At 60.2% G+C, this 25,639-nt stretch carries 22 protein-coding genes; 8 read left to right on the top strand and 14 right to left on the bottom strand.

What is annotated here, in order from left to right:
• Positions 1-43: 43 nt before the first annotated feature.
• The 5 genes from rng to mreB form a co-directional block, all read right to left on the bottom strand.
• Positions 44-1,501, bottom strand: a complete 1,458-nt coding sequence (gene rng / locus KGB28_RS23570; RefSeq protein ID WP_007970246.1) for a ribonuclease G — start codon at positions 1,499-1,501, stop codon at positions 44-46.
• 57 nt (positions 1,502-1,558) lie between these two features.
• A complete protein-coding gene (locus tag KGB28_RS23575) occupies positions 1,559-2,155 on the bottom strand; it encodes a Maf family protein (protein ID WP_223448099.1) in 597 nt (198 codons plus the stop codon).
• 32 nt (positions 2,156-2,187) lie between these two features.
• Positions 2,188-2,679 carry a rod shape-determining protein MreD gene (gene mreD / locus KGB28_RS23580; RefSeq protein WP_007970244.1) on the bottom strand — a complete coding sequence of 164 codons (492 nt, stop codon included), beginning with the start codon at positions 2,677-2,679 and terminating at the stop codon, positions 2,188-2,190.
• Entirely contained in the window at positions 2,679-3,815 is a 1,137-nt protein-coding gene (mreC, locus tag KGB28_RS23585) for a rod shape-determining protein MreC (RefSeq protein WP_223448205.1), read from the bottom strand. Before mreC ends, mreD begins: the two co-directional genes overlap by 1 nt.
• Positions 3,816-3,958: 143 nt before the next feature.
• Positions 3,959-4,996 (bottom strand): rod shape-determining protein MreB, encoded by a 1,038-nt coding sequence (gene mreB, locus KGB28_RS23590; protein WP_002555108.1) that lies wholly within the window; start codon positions 4,994-4,996, stop codon positions 3,959-3,961.
• Between the two features lie 211 nt (positions 4,997-5,207).
• Between mreB and gatC the strand changes: the two genes are divergently transcribed.
• The 6 genes from gatC to KGB28_RS23620 all read left to right on the top strand — a co-directional run bounded on the left by gatC (position 5,208) and on the right by KGB28_RS23620 (position 10,572).
• The gene (gatC, locus tag KGB28_RS23595; protein ID WP_007901429.1) at positions 5,208-5,495 is read left to right on the top strand and encodes an Asp-tRNA(Asn)/Glu-tRNA(Gln) amidotransferase subunit GatC; all 288 of its coding nucleotides are present in this window, start codon (positions 5,208-5,210) and stop codon (positions 5,493-5,495) included.
• A 17-nt stretch (positions 5,496-5,512) separates the two neighbouring features.
• Complete coding sequence (gene gatA, locus KGB28_RS23600; RefSeq protein WP_223448100.1) at positions 5,513-6,964, top strand: Asp-tRNA(Asn)/Glu-tRNA(Gln) amidotransferase subunit GatA; 1,452 nt, start codon at positions 5,513-5,515, stop codon at positions 6,962-6,964.
• Positions 6,965-7,113: 149 nt separating this feature from the next.
• Entirely contained in the window at positions 7,114-8,559 is a 1,446-nt protein-coding gene (gene gatB / locus KGB28_RS23605; RefSeq protein ID WP_223448102.1) for an Asp-tRNA(Asn)/Glu-tRNA(Gln) amidotransferase subunit GatB, read from the top strand.
• A gap of 149 nt (positions 8,560-8,708) precedes the next feature.
• The gene (locus KGB28_RS23610) at positions 8,709-9,083 is read left to right on the top strand and encodes a septal ring lytic transglycosylase RlpA family protein (RefSeq protein WP_223448104.1); all 375 of its coding nucleotides are present in this window, start codon (positions 8,709-8,711) and stop codon (positions 9,081-9,083) included.
• Between the two features lie 50 nt (positions 9,084-9,133).
• Positions 9,134-10,195 (top strand): calcium/sodium antiporter, encoded by a 1,062-nt coding sequence (locus tag KGB28_RS23615; RefSeq protein ID WP_223448206.1) that lies wholly within the window; start codon positions 9,134-9,136, stop codon positions 10,193-10,195.
• Positions 10,192-10,572 carry a carboxymuconolactone decarboxylase family protein gene (locus tag KGB28_RS23620; RefSeq protein ID WP_223448105.1) on the top strand — a complete coding sequence of 127 codons (381 nt, stop codon included), beginning with the start codon at positions 10,192-10,194 and terminating at the stop codon, positions 10,570-10,572. Before KGB28_RS23615 ends, KGB28_RS23620 begins: the two co-directional genes overlap by 4 nt.
• Positions 10,573-10,679: 107 nt before the next feature.
• On the opposite strand, the gene KGB28_RS23625 is transcribed toward KGB28_RS23620, so the two are convergent.
• From KGB28_RS23625 to KGB28_RS23665, 9 genes are all read right to left on the bottom strand, one after another.
• On the bottom strand, positions 10,680-11,621 hold the full coding sequence (locus KGB28_RS23625; protein WP_150727448.1) for an AEC family transporter: 942 nt from the start codon (positions 11,619-11,621) through the stop codon (positions 10,680-10,682).
• Between the two features lie 186 nt (positions 11,622-11,807).
• Positions 11,808-13,361 carry a galactarate dehydratase gene (gene garD, locus KGB28_RS23630; protein ID WP_223448107.1) on the bottom strand — a complete coding sequence of 518 codons (1,554 nt, stop codon included), beginning with the start codon at positions 13,359-13,361 and terminating at the stop codon, positions 11,808-11,810.
• 11 nt (positions 13,362-13,372) lie between these two features.
• Positions 13,373-14,743 (bottom strand): MFS transporter, encoded by a 1,371-nt coding sequence (locus KGB28_RS23635; RefSeq protein WP_150754368.1) that lies wholly within the window; start codon positions 14,741-14,743, stop codon positions 13,373-13,375.
• Between the two features lie 168 nt (positions 14,744-14,911).
• Positions 14,912-16,357 (bottom strand): aldehyde dehydrogenase family protein, encoded by a 1,446-nt coding sequence (locus KGB28_RS23640; protein WP_223448108.1) that lies wholly within the window; start codon positions 16,355-16,357, stop codon positions 14,912-14,914.
• A 61-nt stretch (positions 16,358-16,418) separates the two neighbouring features.
• A complete protein-coding gene (kdgD, locus tag KGB28_RS23645) occupies positions 16,419-17,330 on the bottom strand; it encodes a 5-dehydro-4-deoxyglucarate dehydratase (protein WP_007976489.1) in 912 nt (303 codons plus the stop codon).
• A gap of 426 nt (positions 17,331-17,756) precedes the next feature.
• Positions 17,757-18,506, bottom strand: coding sequence for a FadR/GntR family transcriptional regulator (locus tag KGB28_RS23650; protein WP_223448110.1), 750 nt, complete (start codon positions 18,504-18,506; stop codon positions 17,757-17,759).
• Positions 18,507-18,710: 204 nt separating this feature from the next.
• Complete coding sequence (locus KGB28_RS23655) at positions 18,711-20,438, bottom strand: ABC transporter ATP-binding protein/permease (RefSeq protein ID WP_095942366.1); 1,728 nt, start codon at positions 20,436-20,438, stop codon at positions 18,711-18,713.
• 97 nt (positions 20,439-20,535) lie between these two features.
• Positions 20,536-21,096: a response regulator transcription factor gene (locus tag KGB28_RS23660; protein ID WP_007973041.1), complete on the bottom strand. Its 561-nt coding sequence runs from the start codon at positions 21,094-21,096 to the stop codon at positions 20,536-20,538.
• Positions 21,089-22,351 carry an ATP-binding protein gene (locus KGB28_RS23665; RefSeq protein ID WP_008051702.1) on the bottom strand — a complete coding sequence of 421 codons (1,263 nt, stop codon included), beginning with the start codon at positions 22,349-22,351 and terminating at the stop codon, positions 21,089-21,091. The genes KGB28_RS23660 and KGB28_RS23665 overlap by 8 nt, the downstream gene beginning before the upstream one ends.
• A gap of 304 nt (positions 22,352-22,655) precedes the next feature.
• On the opposite strand from KGB28_RS23665, the gene KGB28_RS23670 reads away from it, so the two are divergent.
• Both KGB28_RS23670 and KGB28_RS23675 read left to right on the top strand, forming a co-directional pair.
• On the top strand, positions 22,656-23,372 hold the full coding sequence (locus tag KGB28_RS23670) for an SIMPL domain-containing protein (protein WP_223448111.1): 717 nt from the start codon (positions 22,656-22,658) through the stop codon (positions 23,370-23,372).
• Between the two features lie 471 nt (positions 23,373-23,843).
• Positions 23,844-25,469, top strand: a complete 1,626-nt coding sequence (locus KGB28_RS23675) for an ABC transporter substrate-binding protein (protein ID WP_223448112.1) — start codon at positions 23,844-23,846, stop codon at positions 25,467-25,469.
• Positions 25,470-25,639: the final 170 nt, after the last annotated feature.

Here is a 25,639-nt window from a genome sequence, read left to right on the forward strand (position 1 = left end):
AAAGCTGAGGCCAGCCGTTCAGGAAAAGTTAAAACGCAGCGACTCAGAGCAACACCACGTCGTATTGTTCCTGGGAATACATGGTTTCTACCTGGAACCGGATGGTGCGCCCGATAAACCCTTCCAGTTCGGCAACGTTGCCCGACTCTTCGTCCAGCAGACGGTCGACAACTTTCTGGTTCGCCAATACACGATAGCCTTCCGCCTGATAGGCGCGAGCCTCACGCAGGATTTCGCGGAAGATTTCGTAGCAAACGGTTTCCGGGGTCTTGAGCTTGCCGCGTCCCTGACAGGCGTTGCATGGCTCGCACAACACTTGTTCAAGGCTTTCGCGGGTGCGCTTGCGGGTCATCTGCACCAGGCCCAACTCGGTGATACCGATGATGTTGGTCTTGGCGTGATCGCGCTCCAGTTGCTTTTCGAGCGTGCGCAACACCTGGCGCTGGTGTTCTTCATCTTCCATGTCGATGAAGTCGATGATGATGATTCCGCCGAGGTTGCGCAGGCGCAATTGGCGGGCGATGGCCGTCGCGGCCTCGAGGTTGGTCTTGAAGATGGTTTCTTCGAGGTTGCGATGACCGACGAACGCCCCGGTGTTGACGTCAATGGTGCTCATGGCTTCCGCCGGGTCGACCACCAGATAACCGCCGGACTTGAGCGGGACCTTGCGCTCGAGAGCCTTCTGGATTTCGTCCTCGACGCCATACAGGTCGAAAATCGGTCGCTCGCCCGGGTAATGCTCCAGGCGGTCGGCAATCTCGGGCATCAGTTCGGCGACGAATTGCGTGGTTTTCTGGAAGGTTTCCCGGGAGTCGATGCGGATCTTCTCGATTTTCGGGCTCACCAGGTCACGCAGGGTGCGCAGCGCCAAACCGAGGTCTTCGTAGATCACGCTGGGCGCGCTGATGGTTTTGATCTGGGCGCTGATCTGATCCCAGAGCCGGCGCAGGTAGCGGATGTCCATGAGGATTTCATCGGCGCCAGCACCTTCGGCCGCCGTGCGCAGGATGAAACCGCCGGCCTCCTTGATCCCTTCCTTGGCCACGCAATCGGTGACCACTTGCTTGAGGCGTTCGCGCTCGGCTTCGTCTTCGATCTTCAGGGAAATGCCGACGTGAGCGGTGCGCGGCATGTACACCAGGTAACGCGAAGGGATCGACAGCTGGGTGGTCAGGCGTGCGCCTTTGGAACCGATCGGGTCCTTGGTCACTTGCACCACCAGACTCTGGCCTTCGTGCACCAGCGCACTGATGCTCTCGACCGCCGGGCCTTCGCGCAGGGAAATTTCCGATGCATGAATGAACGCGGCACGGTCCAGGCCGATATCGACGAAGGCCGCCTGCATTCCCGGCAATACCCGCACGACTTTGCCTTTATAGATGTTGCCGACGATCCCGCGCTTTTGCGTACGCTCGACATGGACCTCTTGCAGGACACCGTTTTCGACCACCGCCACGCGCGACTCCATCGGCGTGATGTTGATCAGGATCTCTTCACTCATGGCAGGGTCTCGTTCAGGCATGTTCACGATAATGGCCGCATCTGTTCAGGAAGACGCTTAAAGCGCGTTCCGGGGTTGCCAACAGGGTATGCCGAAATGGCCGAGCAGTTCCGCGGTTTCGCAAAGCGGCAGTCCGACCACCGCTGAATAACTTCCATCGAGCCCGGCGACAAACACCGCACCCAGCCCTTGAATGCCATAACCGCCCGCCTTGTCCTGTGGTTCGCCGCTGGCCCAGTAGGCCACGGCTTCTTCACGACTGATATCCCGAAAACGCACGCGACTGGTAACAACCCGGGATTCGCAGCGCTCGCCATCGAGCACGGCAATCGCGGTCAGGACTTCATGCTCACTCGCTGACAGCATCATCAGCATGGCGCACGCATCCGCTTGATCAACCGGTTTGCCGAGAATTTTTCCATCGAGCACCACGGCGGTATCGGCGCCGAGCACGCAGAACGGTTCGTCAGACACGACACTGCCGCGCCCGGCCTCGGCCTTGCCGCGCGCCAGACGCTCGACATAGGCCGACGGGAATTCTTGAGCTATAGGGGTTTCATCGATGTCCGCACTGACGGCGGAGAACGGAACGCCGATCTGCGTGAGCAGTTCACGTCGACGCGGCGAACCAGAGGCGAGGTACAACCGTTTCATCAAGACCTCTCCCTGTCCAATGCCTGAGCGAATTAATTGATTTTGTAGCGTCGACGCAGTCCGCGCAAACCGAAACTGATCCAGGGCCAGAGCAATGCACTGACCAGTGCCGGCAGCACCAGCGCCAGCGTTGGCTGACGATTGCCGGTCAAGGCGCTGAGCCATAGTTGTACAAGCTGGGCGAGGCCGAAGATCACCAGGATCACCAGGCTCTGCTGCCACATCGGGAACATCCGCAGGCGTTGCTGCAGCGCCAGTACCAAGTAGGTGATGAGGGTCAGGATCAAGGCGTTCTGCCCAAGCAGCGTGCCGTAGAGCACGTCTTCAGCCAGCCCCAGGCAAAACGCCGTCACCATCCCGACGGTCTGCGGCAGGTTCAACGCCCAGAATGCCAGCAACAAGGCCAGCCACAGCGGGCGCAGGATTTCCATGAATTGCGGCAGAGGCGAAACGCTCAACAGCAGACCGACGGCGAACGTCAGCCAGACTATCCAGCCGTTTCGGGATGCTTTTACACCGCCCATTATTCTCTCCCCACTGGAGTGGCCGGCGCGGAGACTGGCGGTTTGGCGGCAGGCTTCGCGGCAGCGGGTTGCGCCGCCGGCGGTTTAGCCGCCGCAGGATGCGAGGCCGCGGGCTTGGCTGGCGTGGTGGCTGGCTTGGCTGGTGCGGTGGCCGCAGGCGCTGCCGTGGCAGGAATCGCCGGTGCGGCGGCCGGTGCAGCGGGGGCCGCGGGGCTGACCAGTTTCGGAACCGTCGCCGGAATGGTCGGCCCACCACCCTGTGCATCCAGGCTTTCCTGGGCCTGGGCGGCAGCGTTGACGCGTTCTTCGGCGGTCCGGTTGTCGCTGAACACCAGCAGCAGGTAACGGCTACGGTTCAAGGCGGCGGTCGGTACGGCGCGGACGATGGCAAACGGCTGGCCGGAATCGTGAATCACTTCCTTGACCGTCGCCACCGGATAACCGGCCGGGAAACGCTGACCGAGACCGGAGCTGACCAGCAGGTCGCCTTCCTTGATATCGGCGGTATCGGCCACATGCCGCAACTCGAGACGCTCCGGGTTGCCGGTGCCACTGGCGATCGCCCGCAAACCGTTACGGTTCACCTGCACCGGAATGCTGTGGGTGGTATCGGTCAGCAGCAAGACGCGGGAGGTGTAGGGCATCAACTCGACCACCTGGCCCATCAGGCCACGGGCATCGAGTACCGGCTGACCGAGGACCACGCCGTCGCGCTCACCTTTATTGATGATGATGCGATGGGTGAAGGGATTAGGGTCCATGCCGATCAACTCGGCCACTTCGACCTTCTCGTTGACCAGGGCCGAAGAGTTGAGCAACTCGCGCAGCCGAACGTTCTGCTCGGTCAGGGCGGCAAGTTTTTGCATGCGCCCCTGCAGCAGCAGGTTTTCGGTCTTGAGTTTTTCGTTTTCGGCGACGAGTTCGGTCCGGCTGCCAAACTGACTGGCAACGCCTTCCCACAGTCGTCCGGGCAGGTCGGTGATCCAGTAGGCGTCCATCAGCACCAGCGACATCTGGCTGCGTGCAGGCTTGAGCAGACTGAAACGGGCATCGACCACCATCAGCGCGACCGATAGCACGACCAGCACCAACAGGCGCACGCCCAGTGAAGGGCCCTTGGTGAAAAGCGGTTTAATAAGCCGCTCCTCCCAGGCAAATGTTCTGTTTATTCATACGGCAGCAATCCGGCCTGGATGCAGACTGACAGAAGATAAACGCGAACAGGCAGCACTGCAAAGTGCCGCCTGCGCGCTCAACAGCATAGAGGCAATCCGGCGACTTATTCGCTGGAAAGCAGGTCCATGGTGTGTTTATCCATCATTTCCAATGCACGGCCACCGCCGCGAGCAACGCAGGTCAGCGGGTCTTCGGCAACGATCACCGGCAGACCGGTTTCCTGGGCCAGCAATTTGTCCAGGTCACGCAGCAAGGCGCCACCACCGGTCAATACCAGGCCGCGCTCGGCGATGTCGGAAGCCAGTTCCGGAGGCGATTGCTCCAGGGCGCTTTTCACGGCCTGAACGATGGTTGCCAGGGACTCTTGCAGAGCTTCCAGCACTTCGTTGGAGTTCAGGGTGAATGCGCGTGGAACGCCTTCAGCCAGGTTACGGCCACGAACGTCGACTTCGCGAACTTCACCGCCCGGGTAGGCGGTACCGATTTCCTGCTTGATGCGCTCGGCAGTGGATTCACCGATCAGGCTGCCGTAGTTGCGACGCACGTAGGTGATAATCGCTTCGTCGAAGCGGTCGCCGCCAACGCGCACGGATTCGGCGTAAACCACACCGTTCAGGGAGATCAGCGCGATTTCGGTGGTACCGCCACCGATATCCACGACCATCGACCCGCGAGCTTCTTCAACCGGCAAGCCGGCACCGATCGCAGCGGCCATTGGCTCTTCGATCAGGAACACTTCACGGGCACCGGCACCGAGGGCCGATTCACGAATGGCACGACGCTCAACCTGGGTGGATTTGCATGGAACGCAGATCAACACGCGAGGGCTAGGTTGCAGGAAGCTGTTTTCGTGAACCTTGTTGATAAAATACTGCAGCATTTTTTCGCAAACGCTGAAGTCAGCGATCACACCGTCCTTCATCGGACGAATGGCAGCAATGTTGCCCGGCGTACGGCCCAGCATGCGCTTGGCTTCGGTGCCGACAGCAACGACACTTTTCTGGTTACCGTGCGTCCGAATGGCCACAACGGAGGGCTCATTCAGGACGATACCGCGCTCGCGCACGTAAATAAGGGTGTTGGCAGTGCCCAGGTCAATGGAAAGATCGCTGGAAAACATGCCACGCAGTTTCTTGAACATGGGAAAGGGACCCTAGGCAACGCGTGGGTAAAAAAGTGCGGCAAACTCTAACAACGACAGGGATTTTGGGCAAGGCGCCAATATGTTAAATTGGCCGCTTTTCTGTGCACCAAGCCCCACAATCGCGGCCTTATGACCGTAGAAGTGCGGTAGTGTTCCGACAATCTAACACACGGACGCCGTCCGTTTTGTTTTCCACTGGAGAATCCCAATGGCGCTTGAACGCTCCGACGTGGAAAAAATCGCTCATCTGGCCTGCCTTGGCCTCAATGATGCCGATCTTCCACACATCACTTCGGCCCTCAACAGCATTCTCGGGCTGGTCGACGAAATGCAGGCGGTCAATACCGACGGTATCGAACCGCTCGCCCACCCACTGGAAGCCAGCCAGCGCCTGCGCGCGGACGTCGTGACCGAGACCAATCACCGCGAGGCCTACCAGTCCATCGCACCAGCGGTCGAAAACGGCCTGTACCTGGTTCCGAAAGTCATCGACTAATAGGGAAAGAGCCTGCAATGCATCAACTGACTCTGGCCGAGATCGCCCGCGGACTCGCCGATAAAAAGTTTTCCTCCGAAGAGCTGACCAAGGTCCTGCTGGCGCGCATCGCCCAGCTCGATCCGCAGCTCAACAGTTTCATCAGCCTCACCGAAGACCTGGCGCTGACGCAGGCGAAAGCCGCTGACGCCCGCCGGGCCAATGGTGAGAGCGGCGCCCTGCTCGGCGCGCCGATCGCCCACAAAGACCTGTTCTGCACCCAGGGCATTCGCACCAGCTGCGGCTCGAAGATGCTCGACAACTTCAAGGCACCGTACGACGCCACCGTCGTCGCCAAGCTGGCTGGCGCCGGCGCCGTGACCCTGGGCAAGACCAACATGGACGAATTCGCCATGGGTTCGGCCAACGAGTCGAGCTACTACGGCGCGGTGAAAAACCCGTGGAACCTGGAGCACGTACCGGGCGGTTCGTCCGGCGGTTCGGCAGCGGCAGTTGCCGCTCGTCTGTTGCCTGCGGCCACCGGCACCGACACTGGCGGCTCCATTCGTCAGCCCGCTGCGTTGACCAACCTTACCGGCCTGAAACCGACGTACGGTCGCGTTTCGCGCTGGGGCATGATCGCTTACGCCTCCAGCCTCGATCAGGGCGGTCCATTGGCACGCACGGCCGAAGACTGCGCAATATTGTTGCAAGGTATGGCCGGCTTCGATCCGAACGACTCCACCAGCATCGATGAACCCGTGCCGGACTACAGCGCCAGCCTCAATGGCTCGCTGCAAGGCCTGCGCATCGGCGTGCCGAAGGAGTACTTCAGCGCCGGCCTCGACCCGCGCATCGCCGAGTTGATCCACAACAGCGTCAAGGAGCTGGAAAAGCTCGGCGCAGTGGTCAAGGAAATCAGCCTGCCGAACATGCAGCACGCGATTCCTGCGTACTACGTGATCGCCCCGGCAGAAGCTTCGTCCAACCTGTCGCGTTTCGACGGCGTGCGCTTCGGCTATCGCTGCGAAGATCCGAAAAACCTCGAAGACCTGTACAAACGCTCCCGCGGCGAAGGCTTCGGTCCGGAAGTGCAGCGCCGGATCATGGTCGGTGCCTATGCACTGTCCGCCGGTTACTACGATGCCTACTACCTGAAGGCGCAGAAGATTCGTCGCTTGATCAAGAACGACTTCATGGCGGCCTTCAATGAGGTCGACATCATCCTCGGCCCAACCACGCCGAACCCGGCCTGGAAGCTCGGCGCCAAGAACAGCGACCCGGTCGCTGCCTACCTGGAAGACGTCTACACCATCACCGCCAACCTCGCGGGTCTGCCGGGCTTGTCGATGCCAGCAGGTTTTGTCGACGGTCTGCCGGTCGGCGTGCAACTGCTCGCTCCGTATTTCCAGGAAGGCCGCTTGCTCAACGTTGCGCACCAGTATCAGCTGAACACTGACTGGCACACCCGCACCCCACAGGGGTTTTGAAACTGCTGCGCTCGGTAATGCTGCGTTGAAAACTGGCTCATAATGCTCATTGACTAACGTCAACTCCGCTTATTCGCCAGTTTTCGCCTTGCCTTACCTTCGCTCGCGACGTTTCAAAATCCCCTGTTAAGGCTTCTGAGGAGACACACATGCAATGGGAAGTCGTGATCGGGCTGGAGATTCACACCCAGCTCACCACCCGGTCGAAAATCTTTTCCGGTAGTTCCACCACGTTCGGTTCCGAGCCGAACACCCAGGCCAGCCTGGTAGACCTGGGCATGCCCGGCGTGCTGCCGGTGCTGAACCAGGAAGCGGTGCGCATGGCGGTGATGTTCGGTCTGGCGATTGACGCCGAGATCGGCCAGCACAACGTGTTCGCGCGTAAAAACTACTTCTACCCGGACCTGCCCAAGGGCTACCAGATCAGCCAGATGGAGTTGCCGATCGTCGGCAAGGGCCACCTGGACATCGCCCTCGAAGACGGCACGGTCAAACGGGTCGGCATCACCCGCGCGCACTTGGAAGAAGACGCCGGCAAGAGCCTGCACGAAGAATTCAGCGGCGCCACCGGCATCGACCTGAACCGTGCCGGCACACCGCTGCTGGAAATCGTCTCCGAGCCGGACATGCGCAGCGCCAAGGAAGCCGTGGCCTACGTCAAGGCGATCCACGCACTGGTGCGTTACTTAGGGATTTGCGACGGCAACATGGCCGAAGGCTCGCTGCGTTGCGACTGCAACGTATCGATCCGTCCGAAAGGCCAGGTCGAGTTCGGCACTCGCTGCGAGATCAAGAACGTCAACTCGTTCCGCTTCATCGAGAAGGCGATCAATAGCGAAATCCAGCGTCAGATCGAGTTGATCGAAGACGGCGGAAAAGTGATCCAGCAGACCCGCCTGTACGATCCGAACAAGGACGAAACCCGTCCGATGCGCAGCAAAGAGGAAGCCAACGACTACCGTTACTTCCCCGATCCGGACCTGCTGCCGGTGGTCATCGAGAACTCGTTCCTCGACGAAGTACGCGTCACCCTGCCGGAATTGCCACCGCAGAAGCGCGAGCGCTTCCAGGAGCAATTTGGTCTGTCGGTCTATGACGCCAGCGTGCTGGCCACCAGCCGCGAGCAAGCCGATTACTTCGAGAAAGTCGCGAGCATCGGCGGCGACGCCAAACTGGCGGCGAACTGGGTGATGGTCGAGTTGGGCAGCCTGCTCAACAAGCAAGGCCTGGACATCGAAGAATCGCCGGTTTCCGCCGAGCTTCTGGGCGGCATGCTGCTGCGCATCAAGGACAACACCATCTCCGGCAAGATCGCCAAGGTAGTGTTTGAAGCGATGGCCAACGGCGAAGGCAGCGCGGACGAGATCATCGACAAGCGCGGCCTCAAGCAAGTGACCGACACCGGCGCCATCTCGGCGGTGCTGGACGAAATGCTCGCGGCCAACGCCGAGCAGGTCGAACAATACCGCGCGGCAGACGAAGCCAAGCGCGGCAAGATGTTCGGCTTCTTCGTCGGCCAGGCCATGAAAGCCTCCAAAGGCAAGGCCAACCCGCAACAGGTCAACGAACTGCTCAAAAGCAAGCTCGAAGGCTGATGAGGATGGAGCCAGCCCGACTCACTGGCTCCATTCCCCTGTGGGAGCGAGCCTGCTCGCGAATGCGGTTCGGCACTCAACACAAAGTTGACTGTCAGAATGCATTCGCGAGCAGGCTCGCTCCCACAATTGTTTCGGGAAAACCTTGAATGAAACGTCTATTCGGCGCCTGCGCCCTCCTCTTGCTCCTGGCCGGTTGCGCCAGCACCGACACCGTCGATCCGCACGGCTACGACAAAACCGGCGTAGCTTCGTACTACGGCGCCAAACACCAAGGCAAACGCACCGCCAACGGCGAGCGTTTCAACATGAATTCCATGACCGCCGCCCATCGCCAGCTACCCTTTGGTACACGGGTGAAGGTCACCAATCTGAATAACGACAAATCCTGCGTGGTACGCATCAATGATCGCGGGCCGCACACCCGTGGCCGCCTGATCGACCTGTCCCGGGAAGCCGCCGAGCGCCTGGGCATGCTGCGCAGCGGCACTGCGAAGGTTCGCGTGCAAGCCCTCGACGACTGACCGATGGAGCCCCGACCATTTTCGGACTAGCCGATTTACCCCTGATCAGTCTGATCGAATTGCTCAGCGGATTGCTCCTGCTGATTGTCGGCGCCGAATTGATGGTGCGCGCCGCCGTACGCATCGCCGCGCGGTTGCACGTACGACCACTGATCATCGGCCTGACCATTGTCGCCCTCGGCAGCAGCGCACCACAGATGGCAGTCAGCCTGCAAGCGACCCTGGCGCACAATGCCGACATCGCCGTCGGCAGTGTGATCGGCAGCAGCATTTTCAACATCCTCGTCACCCTCGGGTTGTCCGCGCTGATCATTCCTTTGCGGGTTTCCCGGCAATTGGTGCGCCTGGATATTCCGTTGATGATCGGCGCCAGCCTGCTGGTGTTCGTACTCGCCTGGAATAAAGAGCTATCCCGTGCCGACGGCGTGATATTGCTTGCGGCTCTGGCGATTTACCTCGGCTTGTTGCTGCGCCAGTCGCGACACTCGGCACGCCCGGTATCGAGCCATGACCATCATGCGCAAGCGCCATGGCTGAGCAGCCTGCTGATGATCGTCGCCGGGCTGGCGATGCTGGTGTACGCCGGGCACTTGCTGCTGGGGGCAGCCGTCGCGGTCGCCACCGATCTTGGATTGTCGGAACGGATCATCGGCCTGACCATCGTCGCCGTCAGCACCTCACTGCCGGAGCTCGCCACTTCGTTGATCGCAGCCATACGCGGCGAGCGAGATATTGCCGTGGGCAACGTGATTGGCAGCAACCTGTTCAACCTCCTGGGTGTGCTCGGTTTTACCGCGCTGGTGGCACCGTCGCCGCTGTCGGTGTCGCCCAACGCCCTGGATTTCGACCTGCCGGTGATGCTCGGCGTCGCGGCGCTGTGCCTGCCGCTGTTCTACACCGGCTACCGCGTGACCCGCGCCGAAGGCCTGCTGTTTCTGGGTTTGTACCTGGCGTATGGGCTGCACGTGGTGTCGTTCACCACCGGCATGCCACTGGCCGGCAAGCTGGAACACTTGATGCTGTTTTTCGTCCTGCCGGCGCTGGTGGCGTTTTTGCTGTTCACGTCGCTACGCGCCTGGCATCGCCAACACCATAAGAAGGAAGTCCCATGACCAAGAACAAAAAACCCGGCGTTGAAGTCCGCCGCCAAGTGATGGGCGACGCCTTCGTCGACCGCGCACTGGGCAATGCCACCGAATTCACCCAGCCGCTGCAGGATTTCGTCAACGAACACGCCTGGGGCGGTGTGTGGAATCGCGAAGGCCTGCCACTGAAGACCCGCAGCCTGATCACCCTGGCCGCCCTGACTGCACTCAAGTGCCCGCAGGAATTGAAAGGTCACGTGCGCGGTGCGCTGAACAACGGCTGCACTGTGGATGAGATTCGCGAGGCGTTGCTGCATTGTGCGGTGTATGCCGGCGTGCCGGCGGCGATTGATGCGTTTCGGGCGGCGCAGGAAGTGATTGATAGCTACCAGAAGCCAGAGTGACTGATCTGAGGCTTTCGCGAGCAGGCTCGCTCCCACAGGGGAATGCATTCCAATTGTGGGAGCGGGCTTGCTCGCGAATGGTTCTAAGGAACACTGCTTGAGTCAGGCTAGATCCACCCACCCCACTGCAAAAAGAAAATCCCGATGTTGGTGGTGACCGCCGCCATCAATGTGGTGATCACAATAATCGCCGCCGCCAACTCGTGATTGCCGTCTGCCGCCCGGGCCATGACGAAACTGGCGGCGGCGGTCGGGCTACCGAAGTACAGAAACAGAATCCCCAACTCCGCCCCGCGAAAACCCCACAACCACGCCCCCAGCGTCGCCAGCACCGGCAAGCCGATCATCTTCACCAGGCTTGAACTCAGCGCCATGTTGCCGCTTTTGCGCAGTGCGGCCAGCGACAGCGTGCCGCCGATGCAGATCAGCGCCAGCGGCAAGGTGGTTTGTGCCAGGTACTGGCCGGAGGTTTCCAGCCAGCCCGGCAAGCCGATCTTGAAATAGGCGAACGGTGCAGCCGCGATCACGCTGATGATCAGCGGATTGCTGAACACGCTTTTGCAGATGCTCCACGGATCGGACTTGATCACCGGGCTGTACACCGCCAGCACAATGGTCGAAAGGGTGTTGTAGAACAGGATCACCAGCGCCGCGAGGATCGCCCCGAGGGAAATCCCGTAGTCGCCGTACATGCTTGCCGCCAGCGCCAGCCCGATGACCCCGTTGTTACCGCGAAAGGCACCCTGGGTGTAGATCCCCCGATCTTCCCGCGGGCACTTCCAGATCGCCCAGCCCCAGGCGATGGCAAAACACACCAGGGTCGCGAGGGAGAAGTAGATCAGCAACGCCGGCTGCAACGCCGCGTGCAGGTCGGCATGCAGGATGCCCAGAAACAGCAACGCCGGCATGGTGACATTGAACACCAGGGCCGACGCAGTGTGGATGAAGTTGTCGTTGATCCAGTCGATGCGCTTGAGCAGCACCCCCAGAAACAGCATGGCAAACACCGGCGCGGTGATGTTCAGGGTTTCGAGGAAAATTGCCAGCATGCCGGGAGGACCTTGGGGTGGGCGTCGTTAGGGGGCTAATGATAAGCCACTGAAGACTTCGGCGCCTGCAAGATCGCCTTCGCGAGCAAGCCCGCTCCCACATTTGATCAGTGTCGAACACAAAATTTGTGCGCGACGACAATCCAGTGTGGGAGCGGGCTTGCTCGCGAAGCAGGCGACTCGGTCTTAAGTGATCGGCGCCGGGTTGAACAGGGTAATGTCGTTGTGCAGCTTGTGCTGCTCGGCCCAGGTCTGTTTCTTGCCGCTGGCCACGTCCAGGTAGTAGTGGAACAGCTCCCAGCCCAGTTCCTCGATCGATGCGCGGCCGGTGGCAATGCGCCCGGCGTCGATGTCGATCAGGTCCGGCCAGCGTTGCGCCAGTTCGGTCCGGGTCGAAACCTTCACCACCGGCGCCATGGCCAACCCGTAAGGCGTGCCACGACCGGTGGTGAACACGTGCAGGTTCATCCCCGCCGCCAGTTGCAAGGTCCCACAGACAAAGTCACTGGCCGGGGTCGCGCAGAAGATCAGGCCTTTGCGCTTGAAACGCTCGCCAGGGCCAAGCACGCCATTGATCGCGCTGCTACCGGACTTGACGATCGATCCCAGGGATTTCTCGACAATGTTCGATAATCCGCCCTTCTTGTTGCCCGGCGTGGTGTTGGCACTGCGATCCGCCTCGCCCTTGGCCAGGTAGCGGTCGTACCAGTCCATTTCCCGCACCAGTTCCTGGGCGACATCCTGGTTTTCCGCGCGGGAGGTCAGCAGGTAAATGGCATCGCGCACTTCGGTGACTTCAGAAAACATCACCGTCGCACCGGCCCGCAGCAGCAGGTCAGAGGCATAACCGAGCGCCGGGTTGGCAGTGATGCCGGAGAACGCATCACTGCCGCCGCATTGCATGCCCAGGATCAGCTCGGACGCCGGCACAGTTTCCCGGCGCCGCTGATCGAGCTTCTTCAAGCGCGTCTCGGCCAGCTCCATGATCTGCTCGATCATCTCGGTGAAACCGTGACTGGAGTCCTGCAAGCGGTACAACCAAGGCTCGCTGAGATCCACCGAGCTGTCGTTGTCGTGCATCACTTGCCCGGCCTGCAATTTCTCGCAACCCAGGCTGATCACCAAGGCTTCGCCACCCAGGTTCGGGTTGCGTGCCAGATTGCGCACGGTGCGGATCGGGATGTACGCGTCAGTCGCAGTGATCGCCACGCCACAGCCGTAGCTGTGGGTCAGCGCCACCACGTCATCGACGTGCGGGTACTTGGGCAGCAACTCATCCTTGATGCGCTTGACCGCATGATCCAGCACCCCGGTCACGCACTGCACTGTGGTAGTGATGCCGAGAATGTTGCGCGTGCCGACGGTGCCGTCGGCATTTCGATAACCCTCGAAGGTGAATCCTTCCAGCGGTGCTTGCGCGGCCGGTACATCGGTGGACAGCGGCAGGCTGTCCAGCGGGGGCGCGGTCGGCATGCGCAGTTGATCTTCCTTGACCCAACTGCCGCGGGGAATCGGCTGCAAGGCATAACCAATGACCTGGCCGTAACGAATCACTTGGCCACCTTCGGGAATGTCTTCCAGGGTGACCTTGTGGCTCTGCGGCACGAAGTCCACGGTAACCAGGCCGTCCGCAAACTCGGTGCCGGCCGGTACACCCTGATCATTGACCACGATCACTACGTTATCCCGCTCGTGCAGGCGGATGTAGCGCGGCGAGTCGGAATGTTCAATCAACTGCATGACGCCGCTCCTCAGGAATGCGCTTGAGACAATTTGCCAGGGGCTTCAGAACCGTTCGCTGGTGGCTCCTTTAGCACCACGCGCTTGATCGGGCCCACGATCACCAGATAGCTGAACACCGCGACCAAAGCGTTGCAACCGACGAACACCAACGCCCATTTGAACGAACCGGTGGAGCTGATGATGTAGCCGATCACGATCGGCGTGGTGATGGATGCAATGTTACCGAAGGTGTTGAACAGGCCACCGCTCAGACCGGCGATCTGCTTCGGCGAGGTGTCGGACACCACCGCCCAACCCAACGCGCCCACGCCTTTACCGAAGAACGCCAGGGCCATGAAGCCGACGACCATCCATTCAACGTCGACGTAGTTGCATGCCACGATGCTGCTGGAAACCAGCAGGCCGGCAATGATCGGCGCCTTGCGGGCGAAGGTCAGGGAGTGACCTTTGCGCAACAGGTAATCGGAAATCACCCCACCGAGCACACCACCTATGAAGCCGCAGATAGCCGGCAAGGACGCGATGAAACCGGCCTTGAGGATGGTCATGCCGCGTTCCTGCACCAGGTACACCGGGAACCAGGTCAGGAAGAAGTAGGTGATGCCGTTGATGCAGTACTGGCCCAGGTACACGCCAAGCATCATGCGGTTGGTCAGCAACTGACGGATGTAGTCCCACTTCGGACCGTCGGTCTTCTTGCCTTTGCCCTTGTCCTGGTCCATGTCGACCATGCCGCCGTTGTCGGCGATGTGCTTGAACTCGGCCTCGTTGATCATCGGGTGCTGGCGCGGGCTGTAGATCACTTTCAGCCAGATCCCGGAGAAGATGATGCCGATCACGCCCATGACAATGAACACGTGCTGCCAGCCGAAGCTGTAGACGATCCAGCCCATCAGCGGTGCGAACAACACGGTGGCAAAGTATTGCGCCGAGTTGAAGATCGCCGAGGCGGTGCCGCGTTCCGCGGTCGGGAACCAGGCCGCCACGATGCGCGCGTTTCCGGGGAAAGATGGCGCTTCGGCCAGGCCCACCAAAAAGCGCAGCATGAACAGCGCGACCACGGCGGTGGACATGCCGAACTCGCCGACATAACCCTGCAGCACGGTGAACAGCGACCAGGTGAAGATGCTCAGCGCGTAGATTTTTTTCGAGCCGAAACGGTCCAGCAGCCAGCCACCGGGAATTTGCCCGGCCACGTAGGCCCAACCGAATGCGGAGAAGATGTAGCCGAGGGTAACGGCGTCGATGCCGAGGTCTTTCTGCAGGCTGGAGCCGGCGATTGCGATGGTTGCCCGGTCGGCGTAGTTGATCGTGGTCACGAGGAAAAGCATGAGCAGGATCAAATAGCGGACGTGAGTCGGCTTCTGGGTCGATTGCATGTAGATGTACTCCCACAAATTATTTTTATACGCGGGTGAATCTTTGTTTCCCCTGTAGGAGCGAGCTCTGCTCGCGATGGTGGTCAACGATGACGCGGGGCATCAGGTTTACCGCCGCGACCTCACGACCATCGCGAGCAAGCTCGCTCCTACAACAGGGGTGTTGCCTTACGAACCGATGTAGCTGGTCTTCACGACCGTGTAGAACTCTTGCGCATAGCGACCTTGCTCACGTGATCCATAGGATGAACCTTTACGCCCACCGAACGGAACGTGGTAATCCACACCGGCGGTCGGCAGGTTGACCATCACCATCCCGGCCTGGGAGTGGCGCTTGAAGTGGTTGGCGTACTTCAAGGACGTGGTAGCGATGCCCGCCGACAGACCAAACTCGGTGTCGTTGGCCATGGCCAGCGCGGCTTCGTAGTCGGCGACGCGCACAATGTTGGCCACCGGGCCGAAGATCTCTTCACGGCTGATGCGCATCGAAGCTTCGCTGTCGGCAAACAGGGTTGGCGCGAGGAAGTAGCCCTCGGTGTCGCACGTCACCAGACCACCGCCGCTGACCAGACGCGCACCTTCGGACTGGCCGATGTCGATGTACTTCATGTCCTGCTCAAGCTGAGCCTGGGAAACCACCGGACCGATGTCGGTGCCGGCTTTCAGCGCGTGACCGACCTTGATCGATTTCATACGCTCGGCCATGGCTTCGACGAACTGGTCGTGGATGCCAGCGGTGACGATGAAGCGGCTGGAAGCGGTGCAACGCTGGCCAGTGGAGTAGAACGCGCTCTGTACCGACAACTCGACCGCTTGCTTAAGGTCGGCGTCGTCGAGAATGATCTGCGGGTTCTTGCCACCCATTTCCAGCTGGACCTTGGCCTGGCGCGAAACACAGCTGACAGCGATCTGACGACCCACGCCCACGGAACCGGTGAAGCTGATGCCGTCGACTTTCGGGCTGTGGACCAGTGCATCGCCAACCACGCGACCGCTGCCCATCACCAGGTTGAACACACCGGCCGGGAAGCCTGCGCGGGAGATGATTTCAGCCAGGGCCCAGGCGCAACCCGGAACCAGGTCCGCGGGTTTCAGCACGACGCAGTTGCCGTAGGCCAGGGCCGGAGCGATTTTCCACGCAGGAATGGCAATCGGGAAGTTCCACGGGGTGATCAGACCGACCACGCCCAGGGCTTCGCGAGTGACTTCAACATTGACGCCCGGACGCACCGACGGCAGGTAGTCGCCGGACAGGCGCAGGCACTCGCCGGCGAAGAACTTGAAAATATTACCGGCGCGGGTCACTTCGCCGATGGCTTCAGGCAGGGTCTTGCCCTCTTCCCGGGCCAGCAGAGTGCCGAGCTCTTCGCGACGGGCGAGGATTTCAGTACCGACTTTGTCCAGGGAATCGTGACGCGCCTGAATGCCGGAAGTGGACCAGGCCGGGAACGCGGCACGGGCGGCGTCGATGGCGGCACGGACCTGAGCCAGATCAGCCTTGGCGTAGTCGCCGATGGCGTCGCTCAGTTCGGACGGGTTGATGTTGGTCGAATAGTCGCCACCGGCAACCCACTCGCCGTTGATGTAGTTATCGAAACGCTTTGCATCTGCCACTTTGAGATCTCCTCACGCAAAAGGCCGCTGATTGCTCAGCGGCCTTACTTAATCGGATGTGTTACTGCGCACCCTGCTTGTCGATCAGCGCGGCGAGCATTTCGTACTCTTCGCCGGTCAGATCGGTCAGCGGTGCACGCACAGGACCTGCGTCGTAGCCGGCAATTTTTGCCCCGGCCTTGACGATGCTCACCGCATAACCGGCCTTGCGGTTACGGATGTCCAGGTACGGCAGGAAGAAGTCATCGATGATCTTGCCGACGGTGGCGTGATCTTCACGAGCGATCGCGTGGTAGAAGTCCATCGCGGTTTTCGGGATGAAGTTGAACACCGCCGAGGAGTAGACCGGTACGCCGAGCGCCTTGTAGGCCGCGGCGTAGACTTCGGCGGTCGGCAAGCCACCCAGGTAGCTGAAGCGATCACCGAGGCGGCGACGGATCGACACCATCAACTCGATATCACCCAGGCCATCCTTGTAGCCGATCAGGTTCGGGCAGCGCTCGGCCAGACGTTCCAGCAGCGGCGCGGTCAGGCGGCAGACGTTACGGTTGTAGACCACCACGCCGATGTTGACCGACTTGCACACGGCCTCAACGTGGGCGGCAACGCCGTCCTGGCTGGCTTCGGTCAGGTAGTGCGGCAGCAGCAACAGGCCTTTGGCGCCCAGACGCTCGGCTTCCTGTGCGTATTCGATGGCCTGGCGGGTCGAACCACCGACACCGGCCAGAATCGGCACGCTGGTAGCGCAGGTATCGACGGCAGTCTTGATGATTTCCGAATATTCGCTGGCCGCCAGAGAGAAGAACTCACCGGTGCCGCCTGCGGCGAACAGAGCCGAGGCGCCGTATGGGGCCAGCCATTCCAGACGCTTGATATAGCCAGCGCGGTTGAAGTCGCCCTGCGCATTGAAATCGGTGACCGGGAAAGACAGCAGACCGGAAGAGAGGATGGACTTCAGTTCTTGTGGATTCATTATTCGAACACCCTGGATAGCGACGTTGTGTGAGAAAACCGTTCAGCCTGCGCTGTAGTTGTAGGTCATCGTACAACTAAAAATACAACCGTCAACAGCATTTCATCGCTGGGGGGTGAAAAATGTTCGACAAGAATACGCAGGACCCTTGTTTTAGAGGGTTTCTTTGGATGAGCAAAGGAATGATCACACCTCGAAAAACAGGTGTTCAGGAGATACGTTGTCGGAAGATTGTGGCGGAGGACAAGTAAAAGAGAGGCTGGCTGAAGGTTTTGAGGGATGGCTTACGGCCCCTTCGCGAGCAAGCCCGCTCCCACATTTAATCCCGGATGTTCACAAAATCTGTGTCCACTGAAAATCAAATGTGGGAGCGGGCTTGCTCGCGAAGACGGCTTATCGTGCGACCCATCACCAAAAGCAGAAAACCTAAACCCGCTGCGCCTCAGCCTCTTCATGGGCATGACGCAACCGCTCACGGCTGTTGGTCAGGTGCAAACGCATGGCGGCCCGCGCCGCATCGGAATCCTGACGGGCAATGGCGTCGTAGATTTCCTCATGCTCACGGCTCAGTCGACTCATGTAGTGCTGCTGGTCGTCATGGGCCAGGCGCGCGGAGTTCAGCCGTGTGCGCGGAATGATGCTGGTGCCCAGGTGGGTCATGATGTCGGTGAAGTAACGGTTGCCGGTGGACAGCGCGATTTCAAGGTGGAAGGCGAAGTCCGAAGCCACGGCGTCACTGGCGTGAGCGGCGCTTTCATTCAACGCATCGAGGGCAGCGCGCATGTTGGCCAGTTGTTCCGCACTGCGACGTTGCGCCGCCAGCCCGGCAGACTCCACTTCCAGGCTGATGCGCAGTTCCAGGATCGCCAGCACATCGCGCAAGGTCACCACGGTCGCCGGGTCGATACGGAAACCGCTCGGGCTCGGCGTGTCGAGCACGAAGGTGCCGATACCGTGGCGGGTTTCCACTTGCCCTGCCGCCTGCAAACGGGAAATCGCCTCGCGCACCACCGTGCGGCTGACACCATGGGCATCCATGATGGCCGACTCGGTGGGCAATTTGTCGCCACGCTTGAGATGGCCGTCGCGGATCTGCTCGGACAGCACCGTCACCAGTTCCTGAGCGAGGCTGCGGCGCTTGCGTGGGAGGCGTGGTGCGTCCTTCGGGTTTTCCATGGTGAACATCTGTCTCGAAAAATTCGGCTGCTGAATGTGCATCATAGCGCAACGCAGTTGTACGATCACCTAACCCTTGTAGGAGCGAGCTTGCTCGCGATGGAGGCTAACGATAACGCGTGCTTTCTGAGTAACCGCGGCGCGTTCAAGTCCATCGCGAGCAATCGAGCGTCGACCGGCTGCTCCTACAAGGAATCGGGGTGTTTATGCAGTCACGGCCTGGTCCACCAGATGGCCATTCTCGATACGGATGTGCCGCGGATGGAAGCGCTTCAGGCTGCTGCGATGGCCGACGCTGACGATGCTCAGCCCCGGCAACTCATCGATCAGCGCCTGATACAGCGTGGCCTCGTCCTCTTCGTCCATTGCCGAGGTCGCTTCGTCCATGTACAGCCATTGCGGTGCATAAAGCAGCGCACGGGCAAAGGCCAGGCGCTGCTGCTCACCTGGCGACAACATGCGCTGCCAGTGGTTGGCTTCGTCGAGACGGGCAATCAGGTGCGGCAAGCGGCAGGTTTCCAGCACCTGCGCGTAGCGCTCGTTCGGATAGGTATCGCCGGGCTGTGGATAACTCAGGACATCACGCAGGGTGCCAATCGGCAAATACGGTTTTTGCGGCAGGAACAGGTAGCGCGCCGATGGCAGGCGAATACTGCCGTGGCCGGTCGGCCACAGATGCCCCATCGCCCGCAGCAGGGTCGACTTGCCGCTGCCGGAACGACCGCTGAGCATCACACGCTCGCCCTCCTTCACGGTCATGTCGGCGTTGGTCAGCAGGTGACGACCTTCAGCCAGGTCGAGGCCGAGGTTGTGCACCTTCAGCACCGAGCCCGAATTCTGTACGTCGATGGCCGGCGCACGCTCTTCGTTGTCACGCATGGCCTGATGGAAACTCAGCAGACGATCGCAGGTGGCGCGCCAGGAAGCGAGGCTCTGGTACGCACTGATAAACCAGCTGAAGCTTTCCTGCACATTGCCGAATGCCGAGCTGATTTGCATCAGTTCGCCCAGTTCGATCTTGCCGGAGAGATAACGCGGCGCGGCAACCATGAACGGGAAGATGATGGCGGCCTGACTGTAACCGGCGGTGAAGAACGTCAGGCGCTTGGACACTTTCATGATGTCCCAGAAGTTATGCCAGACCATCCCGAAGCGGCTGCTCAACCGACGATTTTCGTTCGGCTCGCCGTTGTACAACGCGATGCTTTCGGCATTCTCGCGAATTCGCACCATGGAGAAACGCAGGTCGGCTTCGAAGCGTTGTTGCTGGTTGTTCAGGCCGATCAGGCGACGACCGATCAAATGCGTCAACCAGCTGCCGACCACCGCGTAAACCAGCACGCACCAGAACATGTAGCCGGGAATGGTGATGCCGAATACTTCAATGCTGCCCGACACGCCCCACAGAATGATCGAGAACGACACCAGGCTGACGATATTGCGCAGCAGCCCGATTCCCAGCTCAAGGGTGTTGGAGGTGAAGTTGTTGAGGTCTTCGGAAATCCGCTGGTCCGGGTTATCGGTGTAACCGCCCTGCTCCAGCTGGTAGTAATTCTTGTCGGCGAGCCAGCGTGCAAAGTGCTTTTCAGTAAGCCACGCCCGCCAGCGGATCGTCAGCATCTGCGTCAGGTACAGCCGATACACCGCGCCGACGATCGCCACCGCCGCAATCGCGCAGAAGTACAGGATCAACTGCCAGAATGCGGCTTCATCCTTCTTTTGCAGGGCGTTGTAGAAGTCCTTGTACCAAGTGTTGAACCACACCGAGATCCCCACGCTGATCAGCGACAGCGCAATCACCGCGATCAACAGTGTCCAGGCCTTGACCTTCTCTTCACTGCGCCAGTAAGGCGTGATCATCGCCCACACTTTGCGAAAAAACTGCCCGCGCACGGCGTCGTTGACCGCGGAATACTCAGCGTTCTGATTCATGGATAAGGCTCGATAGAGAAAAACACACACACGAACCGATCATAGATGATCGGTCCGGTTTGTCGCGAGATACGGCCCGCATTCGTTCAGCGCATGTTCAGCGGCGAACGGGACGCTTCTGCAGTTTGCGCTGCAGGGTGCGGCGGTGCATGCCCAGGGCACGGGCCGTGGCGGAGATGTTGCCTTCGTGCTCGGTCAGCACGCGCTGGATGTGCTCCCACTGCAGGCGGTCCACGGACATCGGGTTTTCCGGCACCAGGCTGTCGAGGTCGGCGTGCTCGGACAGCAGCGCCGCCAGCACGTCGTCGGCGTCCGCCGGTTTGCACAGGTAGTTGCAGGCACCGCGCTTGATCGCCTCCACGGCGGTGGCAATGCTCGAGTAACCGGTGAGGATCACCACGCGCATTTCCGGGTCCATTTCCAGCAATTTTGGCAGCAGCACCAGGCCGGAATCGCCGTCCATCTTCAGGTCCAGGGCGGCGTAATCCGGCAGATCGGCCTTGGCCAGCTCCAGGCCTTCCTCGGCGGAACCGGCAGTGCTGACGCGAAAACCGCGGCGGGCCATGGCGCGAGCCATGACGCGGGTGAATGTGGCGTCGTCATCGACCAGCAACAAATGCGGCAGTTCTTCGCCTTCGACTTGGATCTCTTCACTCATGTTCGTCTCCTCGGGCGACACGGGGCAGGCGCAGCTCGGTGAGCGTGCCACCTTCCTCATGACTGTAGAGTTTCACTGAGCCGCCGGCGCGTGTCACGCTGGCCTTGCTCAAAAACAGGCCCAGGCCGAAGCCTTTGCCCTTGGTGGTAAAAAACGGTTTGCCGATTTGCTCGGCGATGGCCAGCGGCACACCGGCGCCATGGTCACGGATGCTGATGGTGAGGTTTTCCCAATCCCAGTCCAGCGTCACTTGCAGCCCTTCGGGGCAGGCATCGGCAGCGTTGTTCAACAGATTCAGCAAAGCCTGGGTCAGGTCTGGCGGCGGCGCCATGCGGGGGACCGGGCCCTGGCCGAGGCGCTGGAAGCGATAACTGGCTTCCGGGCGCATCAGGTGCCAGCGATTGAGGGCTTCATCAAGCCAATCGGTGACGTCCTGCATCTCCACCGCCAACCGGCGATTGGCCTCGGCGGCGCGCACCAGTTGCTGCAAGGTTTGCTTGCACAGCTTGACCTGATCCTGCAGCACGCTAAGGTCGTCCTGCAACATCGGATCATGATGATCCTGACGCATTTCCTTGAGAAGCACACTCATGGTCGCCAGCGGCGTGCCCAGCTCATGGGCCGCGCCGGCGGCCTGGGTGGCCACGGCCAGCAGTTGCTGATCGCGCAGGCCTTCTTCGCGACGAATGGCGCGCAGCTCTTCCTGGCGACGCAGCTCTTCGGCCATGCGCGCGGCGAAGAAGGTGATCACTGCGGCGGCAAGGGCGAAGCTCAACCACATCCCATACACCTGCAGGTTTTCCCGAGCGATCGGGAAGGTTTGCAGCGGGTAGAACTGCGCCAGCAACAGCGTGTACATCGTCAGCGCGATACCCGACAGGATCACCGAATAACGCCATGGCAACGTCACCGCGGCAATGGTCAGCGGCACCAGGTAATAGGAGACGAAGGGGTTGGTCGAGCCACCGGAGAAGTACAGCAATGCGCTGTGGATAAACAGGTCGCAGGCCAGTTGCACGGCGTATTCAAGCTCGGTCACCGGCCACGAGGTGCGCAGGCGAATTGCCGTGAACACGCACAGCAGCATTGAACATGCGAGCGTTGCCGCCAGTTGAAACCAGGGCAGTGGCAGCAATTCGAGCCAGTAGGCCAGGCCAACGGAACCGGCCTGGGCGGCCAGCACCAACGTGCGGATGAACGTCAGCCGCCAGAGGTTCTGGCGAGTGGCGGAAGTGATTTGAACGGGGGCGAGCATGAGCTCTCCTGATGAGCGCTCCAGGCGGATCGCAGGGAGTATAACCAAGCACGGGGGCTGACAGGCAAAAGTGCGGCAAACGGCCACATGCCTGTAGGAGCGAGCTTGCTCGCGATGGTCGTCAACGATTACGAGGGAGTCCTGATACCCTGTGGCGCTTTCGGTTTTTTCGCGAGCAAGCTCGCTCCTACAGGGATGCTTCTGTATAGAAGTTGTAACTGTGCGAACCGGAGCATAAAAGCTAGAGTCTGATGGTTTCACGCAGGCCCGGACCATACCCCTGCGCACCTTTCAAGGAGCCTTCATGCACACATTCCGCCGCAGCGCCGCCCTCCTCGCCCTGAGCGTTGGCACCGTCGCCAGCCTCCCGGCCCTGGCCGCCGACGAGCTTCATTACAACCAGATTTCCCTGCGCGCCGAAGTCAGTCAGGAAGTGGCCCGCGACCTGATGATCGTGACCCTCTACACCGAAGAACAGAACACCGACCCGGCCAAACTCGCCGCCGACGTCAGCACCACCATGAACAAGGCGCTGGCCCGGGCCAAGCAAGTCAAGGACATCACCCTGCGCCAGGGCAGCCGCAACAGCTACCCGATCTACGACACCAAGGGCCAGAAAATCACCGGCTGGCGCGAGCGCGCCGAATTGCGCCTGGAAAGCCCGGACTTCGCCGCGCTGTCGAAGCTGACCGGCGAACTGCTCACCGACCTGAAAATGGGCGGCATGGACTTCGTCATCGCCACCCCGACCCGCAAGGCCAGCGAAGACGCCTTGCTCAAGGACGCCGTGACTGCCTTCAAGGCCCGCGCCCAGCTTGCGACTGATGCTCTGGGCGGCAAGAGCTACAAAATCGTCAACCTGAACCTCAACAGCAACGGTTATCCACAGCCTTACCTGCGCGCGCCAATGATGATGAAAGCCGCCGCCATGGACAGCGCACCGGTGACGCCGGATGTCGAGGCCGGCACCAGCCAGGTCAGCATGACCGCGGATGGTTCGATTGAAGTGCTGATGCCTTGATTCGGTAGCCCCTGAACAAAAAACGGCGATCACTCAGATGATCGCCTTTTTTTTGGGCAGTTTTCAGGCATGAGCTATAACTGGAGAGTCCACCGGGAAAAGCCGGCAGTTGCACCGGGTGCAACTGAGTTCGATTGGCCACTATCGGTGCAACAATAACCACTCTTGTTCACGCCATACCCACCCCACAAAACGGGGGTATGAATAAGTAACACCTCGCCCCACCCGGGAGCAACCAAGCTTCCTGACGCACCACCAAAGTGCGCCAATTGCACCGTAAAAACACCGCGCAAACGGTCAAATGCGTCAGGATTTATACAAATGCGACATTAAGGTACGTTCGTGCCACCGTTTAAGGCTTGTAGTCACTCTGGATCTTGCATTGGGTATGGCCCCTGCATAAGTATCCGCAGGCACGACTCACGAGGTCGTCCTCTAATTCCAAAAATGACAACAAATCATGAGGCCACCATGCTTAAACACGCGGTCATTCCGTTCTTAGTTGGCGCAAGCTTGTTAGCCAGCGCACCGTTCGCCCAAGCAGCGACTAACCTGGTGTTCTGCTCCGAAGGGAGCCCGGCCGGTTTCGATCCAGGTCAATACACCACCGGAACCGACTTCGACGCCTCTGCAGAAACCATGTTCAACCGCCTCACCCAGTTCGAGCGCGGCGGCACCGCCGTTATTCCTGGTTTGGCGACCAAGTGGGACATCTCCGATGACGGCCTGAGCTACACCTTTCACCTGCGTGAAGGCGTCAAATTCCACAACACCCCGTATTTCAAGCCAACTCGTGAGTTCAACGCCGACGACGTGCTGTTCACCTTTAATCGCATGATTAACAAGGATGACCCGTTCCGCAAAGCGTACCCGACCGAATTCCCGTACTTCACCGACATGGGGATGGATACCAACATCACCAAGATCGATAAAGTCGACGACCACACGGTCAAGTTCACCCTCAAAGACGTTGATGCCGCGTTCATCCAGAACATGGCCATGAGCTTCGCCTCGATCCAGTCCGCCGAGTACGCTGCCCAGCTGCTCAAGGATGGCAAGACCGCCGACATCAACCAGAAGCCGATCGGCACCGGCCCGTTCGTGTTCAAGAGCTACCAGAAAGACTCCAACATCCGCTACACCGGGAACAAGGACTACTGGAAGCCTGACGACGTGAAGATCGACAACCTGATCTTCGCCATCACCACCGACCCGTCGGTACGTATCCAGAAGCTGAAGAAGAATGAGTGCCAGGTCACCCTGTTCCCTCGTCCGGCTGACCTGAAGGCGCTGAAGGAAGACAAGGACCTGAAACTGCCTGACCAGGCCGGTTTCAACCTGGGCTACATCGCCTACAACGTGATGCCCAAGGTCAAGGGTCAAACCGATGCGAACCCGCTGGCTGACCTGAAGGTGCGTCAGGCAATGGACATGGCGGTCAACAAGCAACAGATCATCGACTCCGTGTACCAGGGCGCCGGCCAACTGGCCGTCAACGCCATGCCGCCGACCCAGTGGTCCTACGACACCACCATCAAGGATGCGCCGTACAACCCTGAGAAAGCCAAGGAGCTGCTCAAGGAAGCCGGCGTCAAAGATGGCACCGAGATCGTTCTGTGGGCGATGCCGGTACAGCGTCCATACAACCCGAACGCCAAGCTGATGGCAGAAATGCTGCAGTCCGACTGGTCCAAGATCGGCCTCAAGGTCAAGATCCAGAGCTACGAGTGGGGCGAGTACATCAAGCGCTCCAAAGGTGGCGAGAACCAGGCAATGCTGATTGGCTGGAGCGGCGACAATGGTGATCCGGACAACTGGCTGAACGTGCTGTTCGGCTGCGACTCGCTGGAAGGCAACAACTTCTCCAAATGGTGCGACAAGAAGTTTGACGACATCGTCAAGCAAGCCAAGCGCACTTCAGACCAAGGCAAGCGCACCGAGCTCTACAAACAAGCGCAACACGTCCTCAAAGATGCTGTGCCTATGACACCTATCGCTCACTCGACGGTGTTCCAACCCATGCGCGCCAACGTGCAGGACTTCAAGATCAGCCCATTTGGCTTGAACTCCTTCTACGGCGTCAGCGTCAGCAAATAAGGTTTTGCAACGGCGACGTTTCTGACGTCGCCGTTGCTTTATCTACCGAGAAAGCAGGAATTCGCCTACATCCAAATCCGCAGCTGACTACAGCATCGGGGGAGGACGCGTCGCCATTTCCTACGAGTCTTTAGGACTCTACGCATTTACTGCCGGACCCGTGGCTCATA

Source organism: Pseudomonas sp. BF-R-19, assembly GCF_019956445.1.
Lineage (GTDB): Bacteria > Pseudomonadota > Gammaproteobacteria > Pseudomonadales > Pseudomonadaceae > Aquipseudomonas > Aquipseudomonas fluorescens_BH.

Bases quoted from the DNA above. Each gene is read 5' to 3' on its own strand.
- rng (WP_007970246.1), bottom strand. From the start codon at position 1,501: ATGAGTGAAGAGATCCTGATCAACATCACGCCGATGGAGTCGCGCGTG.
- KGB28_RS23575 (WP_223448099.1), bottom strand. From the start codon at position 2,155: ATGAAACGGTTGTACCTCGCCTCTGGTTCGCCGCGTCGACGTGAACTG.
- mreD (WP_007970244.1), bottom strand. From the start codon at position 2,679: ATGGGCGGTGTAAAAGCATCCCGAAACGGCTGGATAGTCTGGCTGACG.
- mreB (WP_002555108.1), bottom strand. From the start codon at position 4,996: ATGTTCAAGAAACTGCGTGGCATGTTTTCCAGCGATCTTTCCATTGAC.
- gatC (WP_007901429.1), top strand. From the start codon at position 5,208: ATGGCGCTTGAACGCTCCGACGTGGAAAAAATCGCTCATCTGGCCTGC.
- gatA (WP_223448100.1), top strand. From the start codon at position 5,513: ATGCATCAACTGACTCTGGCCGAGATCGCCCGCGGACTCGCCGATAAA.
- gatB (WP_223448102.1), top strand. From the start codon at position 7,114: ATGCAATGGGAAGTCGTGATCGGGCTGGAGATTCACACCCAGCTCACC.
- KGB28_RS23610 (WP_223448104.1), top strand. From the start codon at position 8,709: ATGAAACGTCTATTCGGCGCCTGCGCCCTCCTCTTGCTCCTGGCCGGT.
- KGB28_RS23620 (WP_223448105.1), top strand. From the start codon at position 10,192: ATGACCAAGAACAAAAAACCCGGCGTTGAAGTCCGCCGCCAAGTGATG.
- KGB28_RS23625 (WP_150727448.1), bottom strand. From the start codon at position 11,621: ATGCTGGCAATTTTCCTCGAAACCCTGAACATCACCGCGCCGGTGTTT.
- garD (WP_223448107.1), bottom strand. From the start codon at position 13,361: ATGCAGTTGATTGAACATTCCGACTCGCCGCGCTACATCCGCCTGCAC.
- KGB28_RS23635 (WP_150754368.1), bottom strand. From the start codon at position 14,743: ATGCAATCGACCCAGAAGCCGACTCACGTCCGCTATTTGATCCTGCTC.
- kdgD (WP_007976489.1), bottom strand. From the start codon at position 17,330: ATGAATCCACAAGAACTGAAGTCCATCCTCTCTTCCGGTCTGCTGTCT.
- KGB28_RS23650 (WP_223448110.1), bottom strand. From the start codon at position 18,506: ATGGAAAACCCGAAGGACGCACCACGCCTCCCACGCAAGCGCCGCAGC.
- KGB28_RS23655 (WP_095942366.1), bottom strand. From the start codon at position 20,438: ATGAATCAGAACGCTGAGTATTCCGCGGTCAACGACGCCGTGCGCGGG.
- KGB28_RS23660 (WP_007973041.1), bottom strand. From the start codon at position 21,096: ATGAGTGAAGAGATCCAAGTCGAAGGCGAAGAACTGCCGCATTTGTTG.
- KGB28_RS23665 (WP_008051702.1), bottom strand. From the start codon at position 22,351: ATGCTCGCCCCCGTTCAAATCACTTCCGCCACTCGCCAGAACCTCTGG.
- KGB28_RS23670 (WP_223448111.1), top strand. From the start codon at position 22,656: ATGCACACATTCCGCCGCAGCGCCGCCCTCCTCGCCCTGAGCGTTGGC.
- KGB28_RS23675 (WP_223448112.1), top strand. From the start codon at position 23,844: ATGCTTAAACACGCGGTCATTCCGTTCTTAGTTGGCGCAAGCTTGTTA.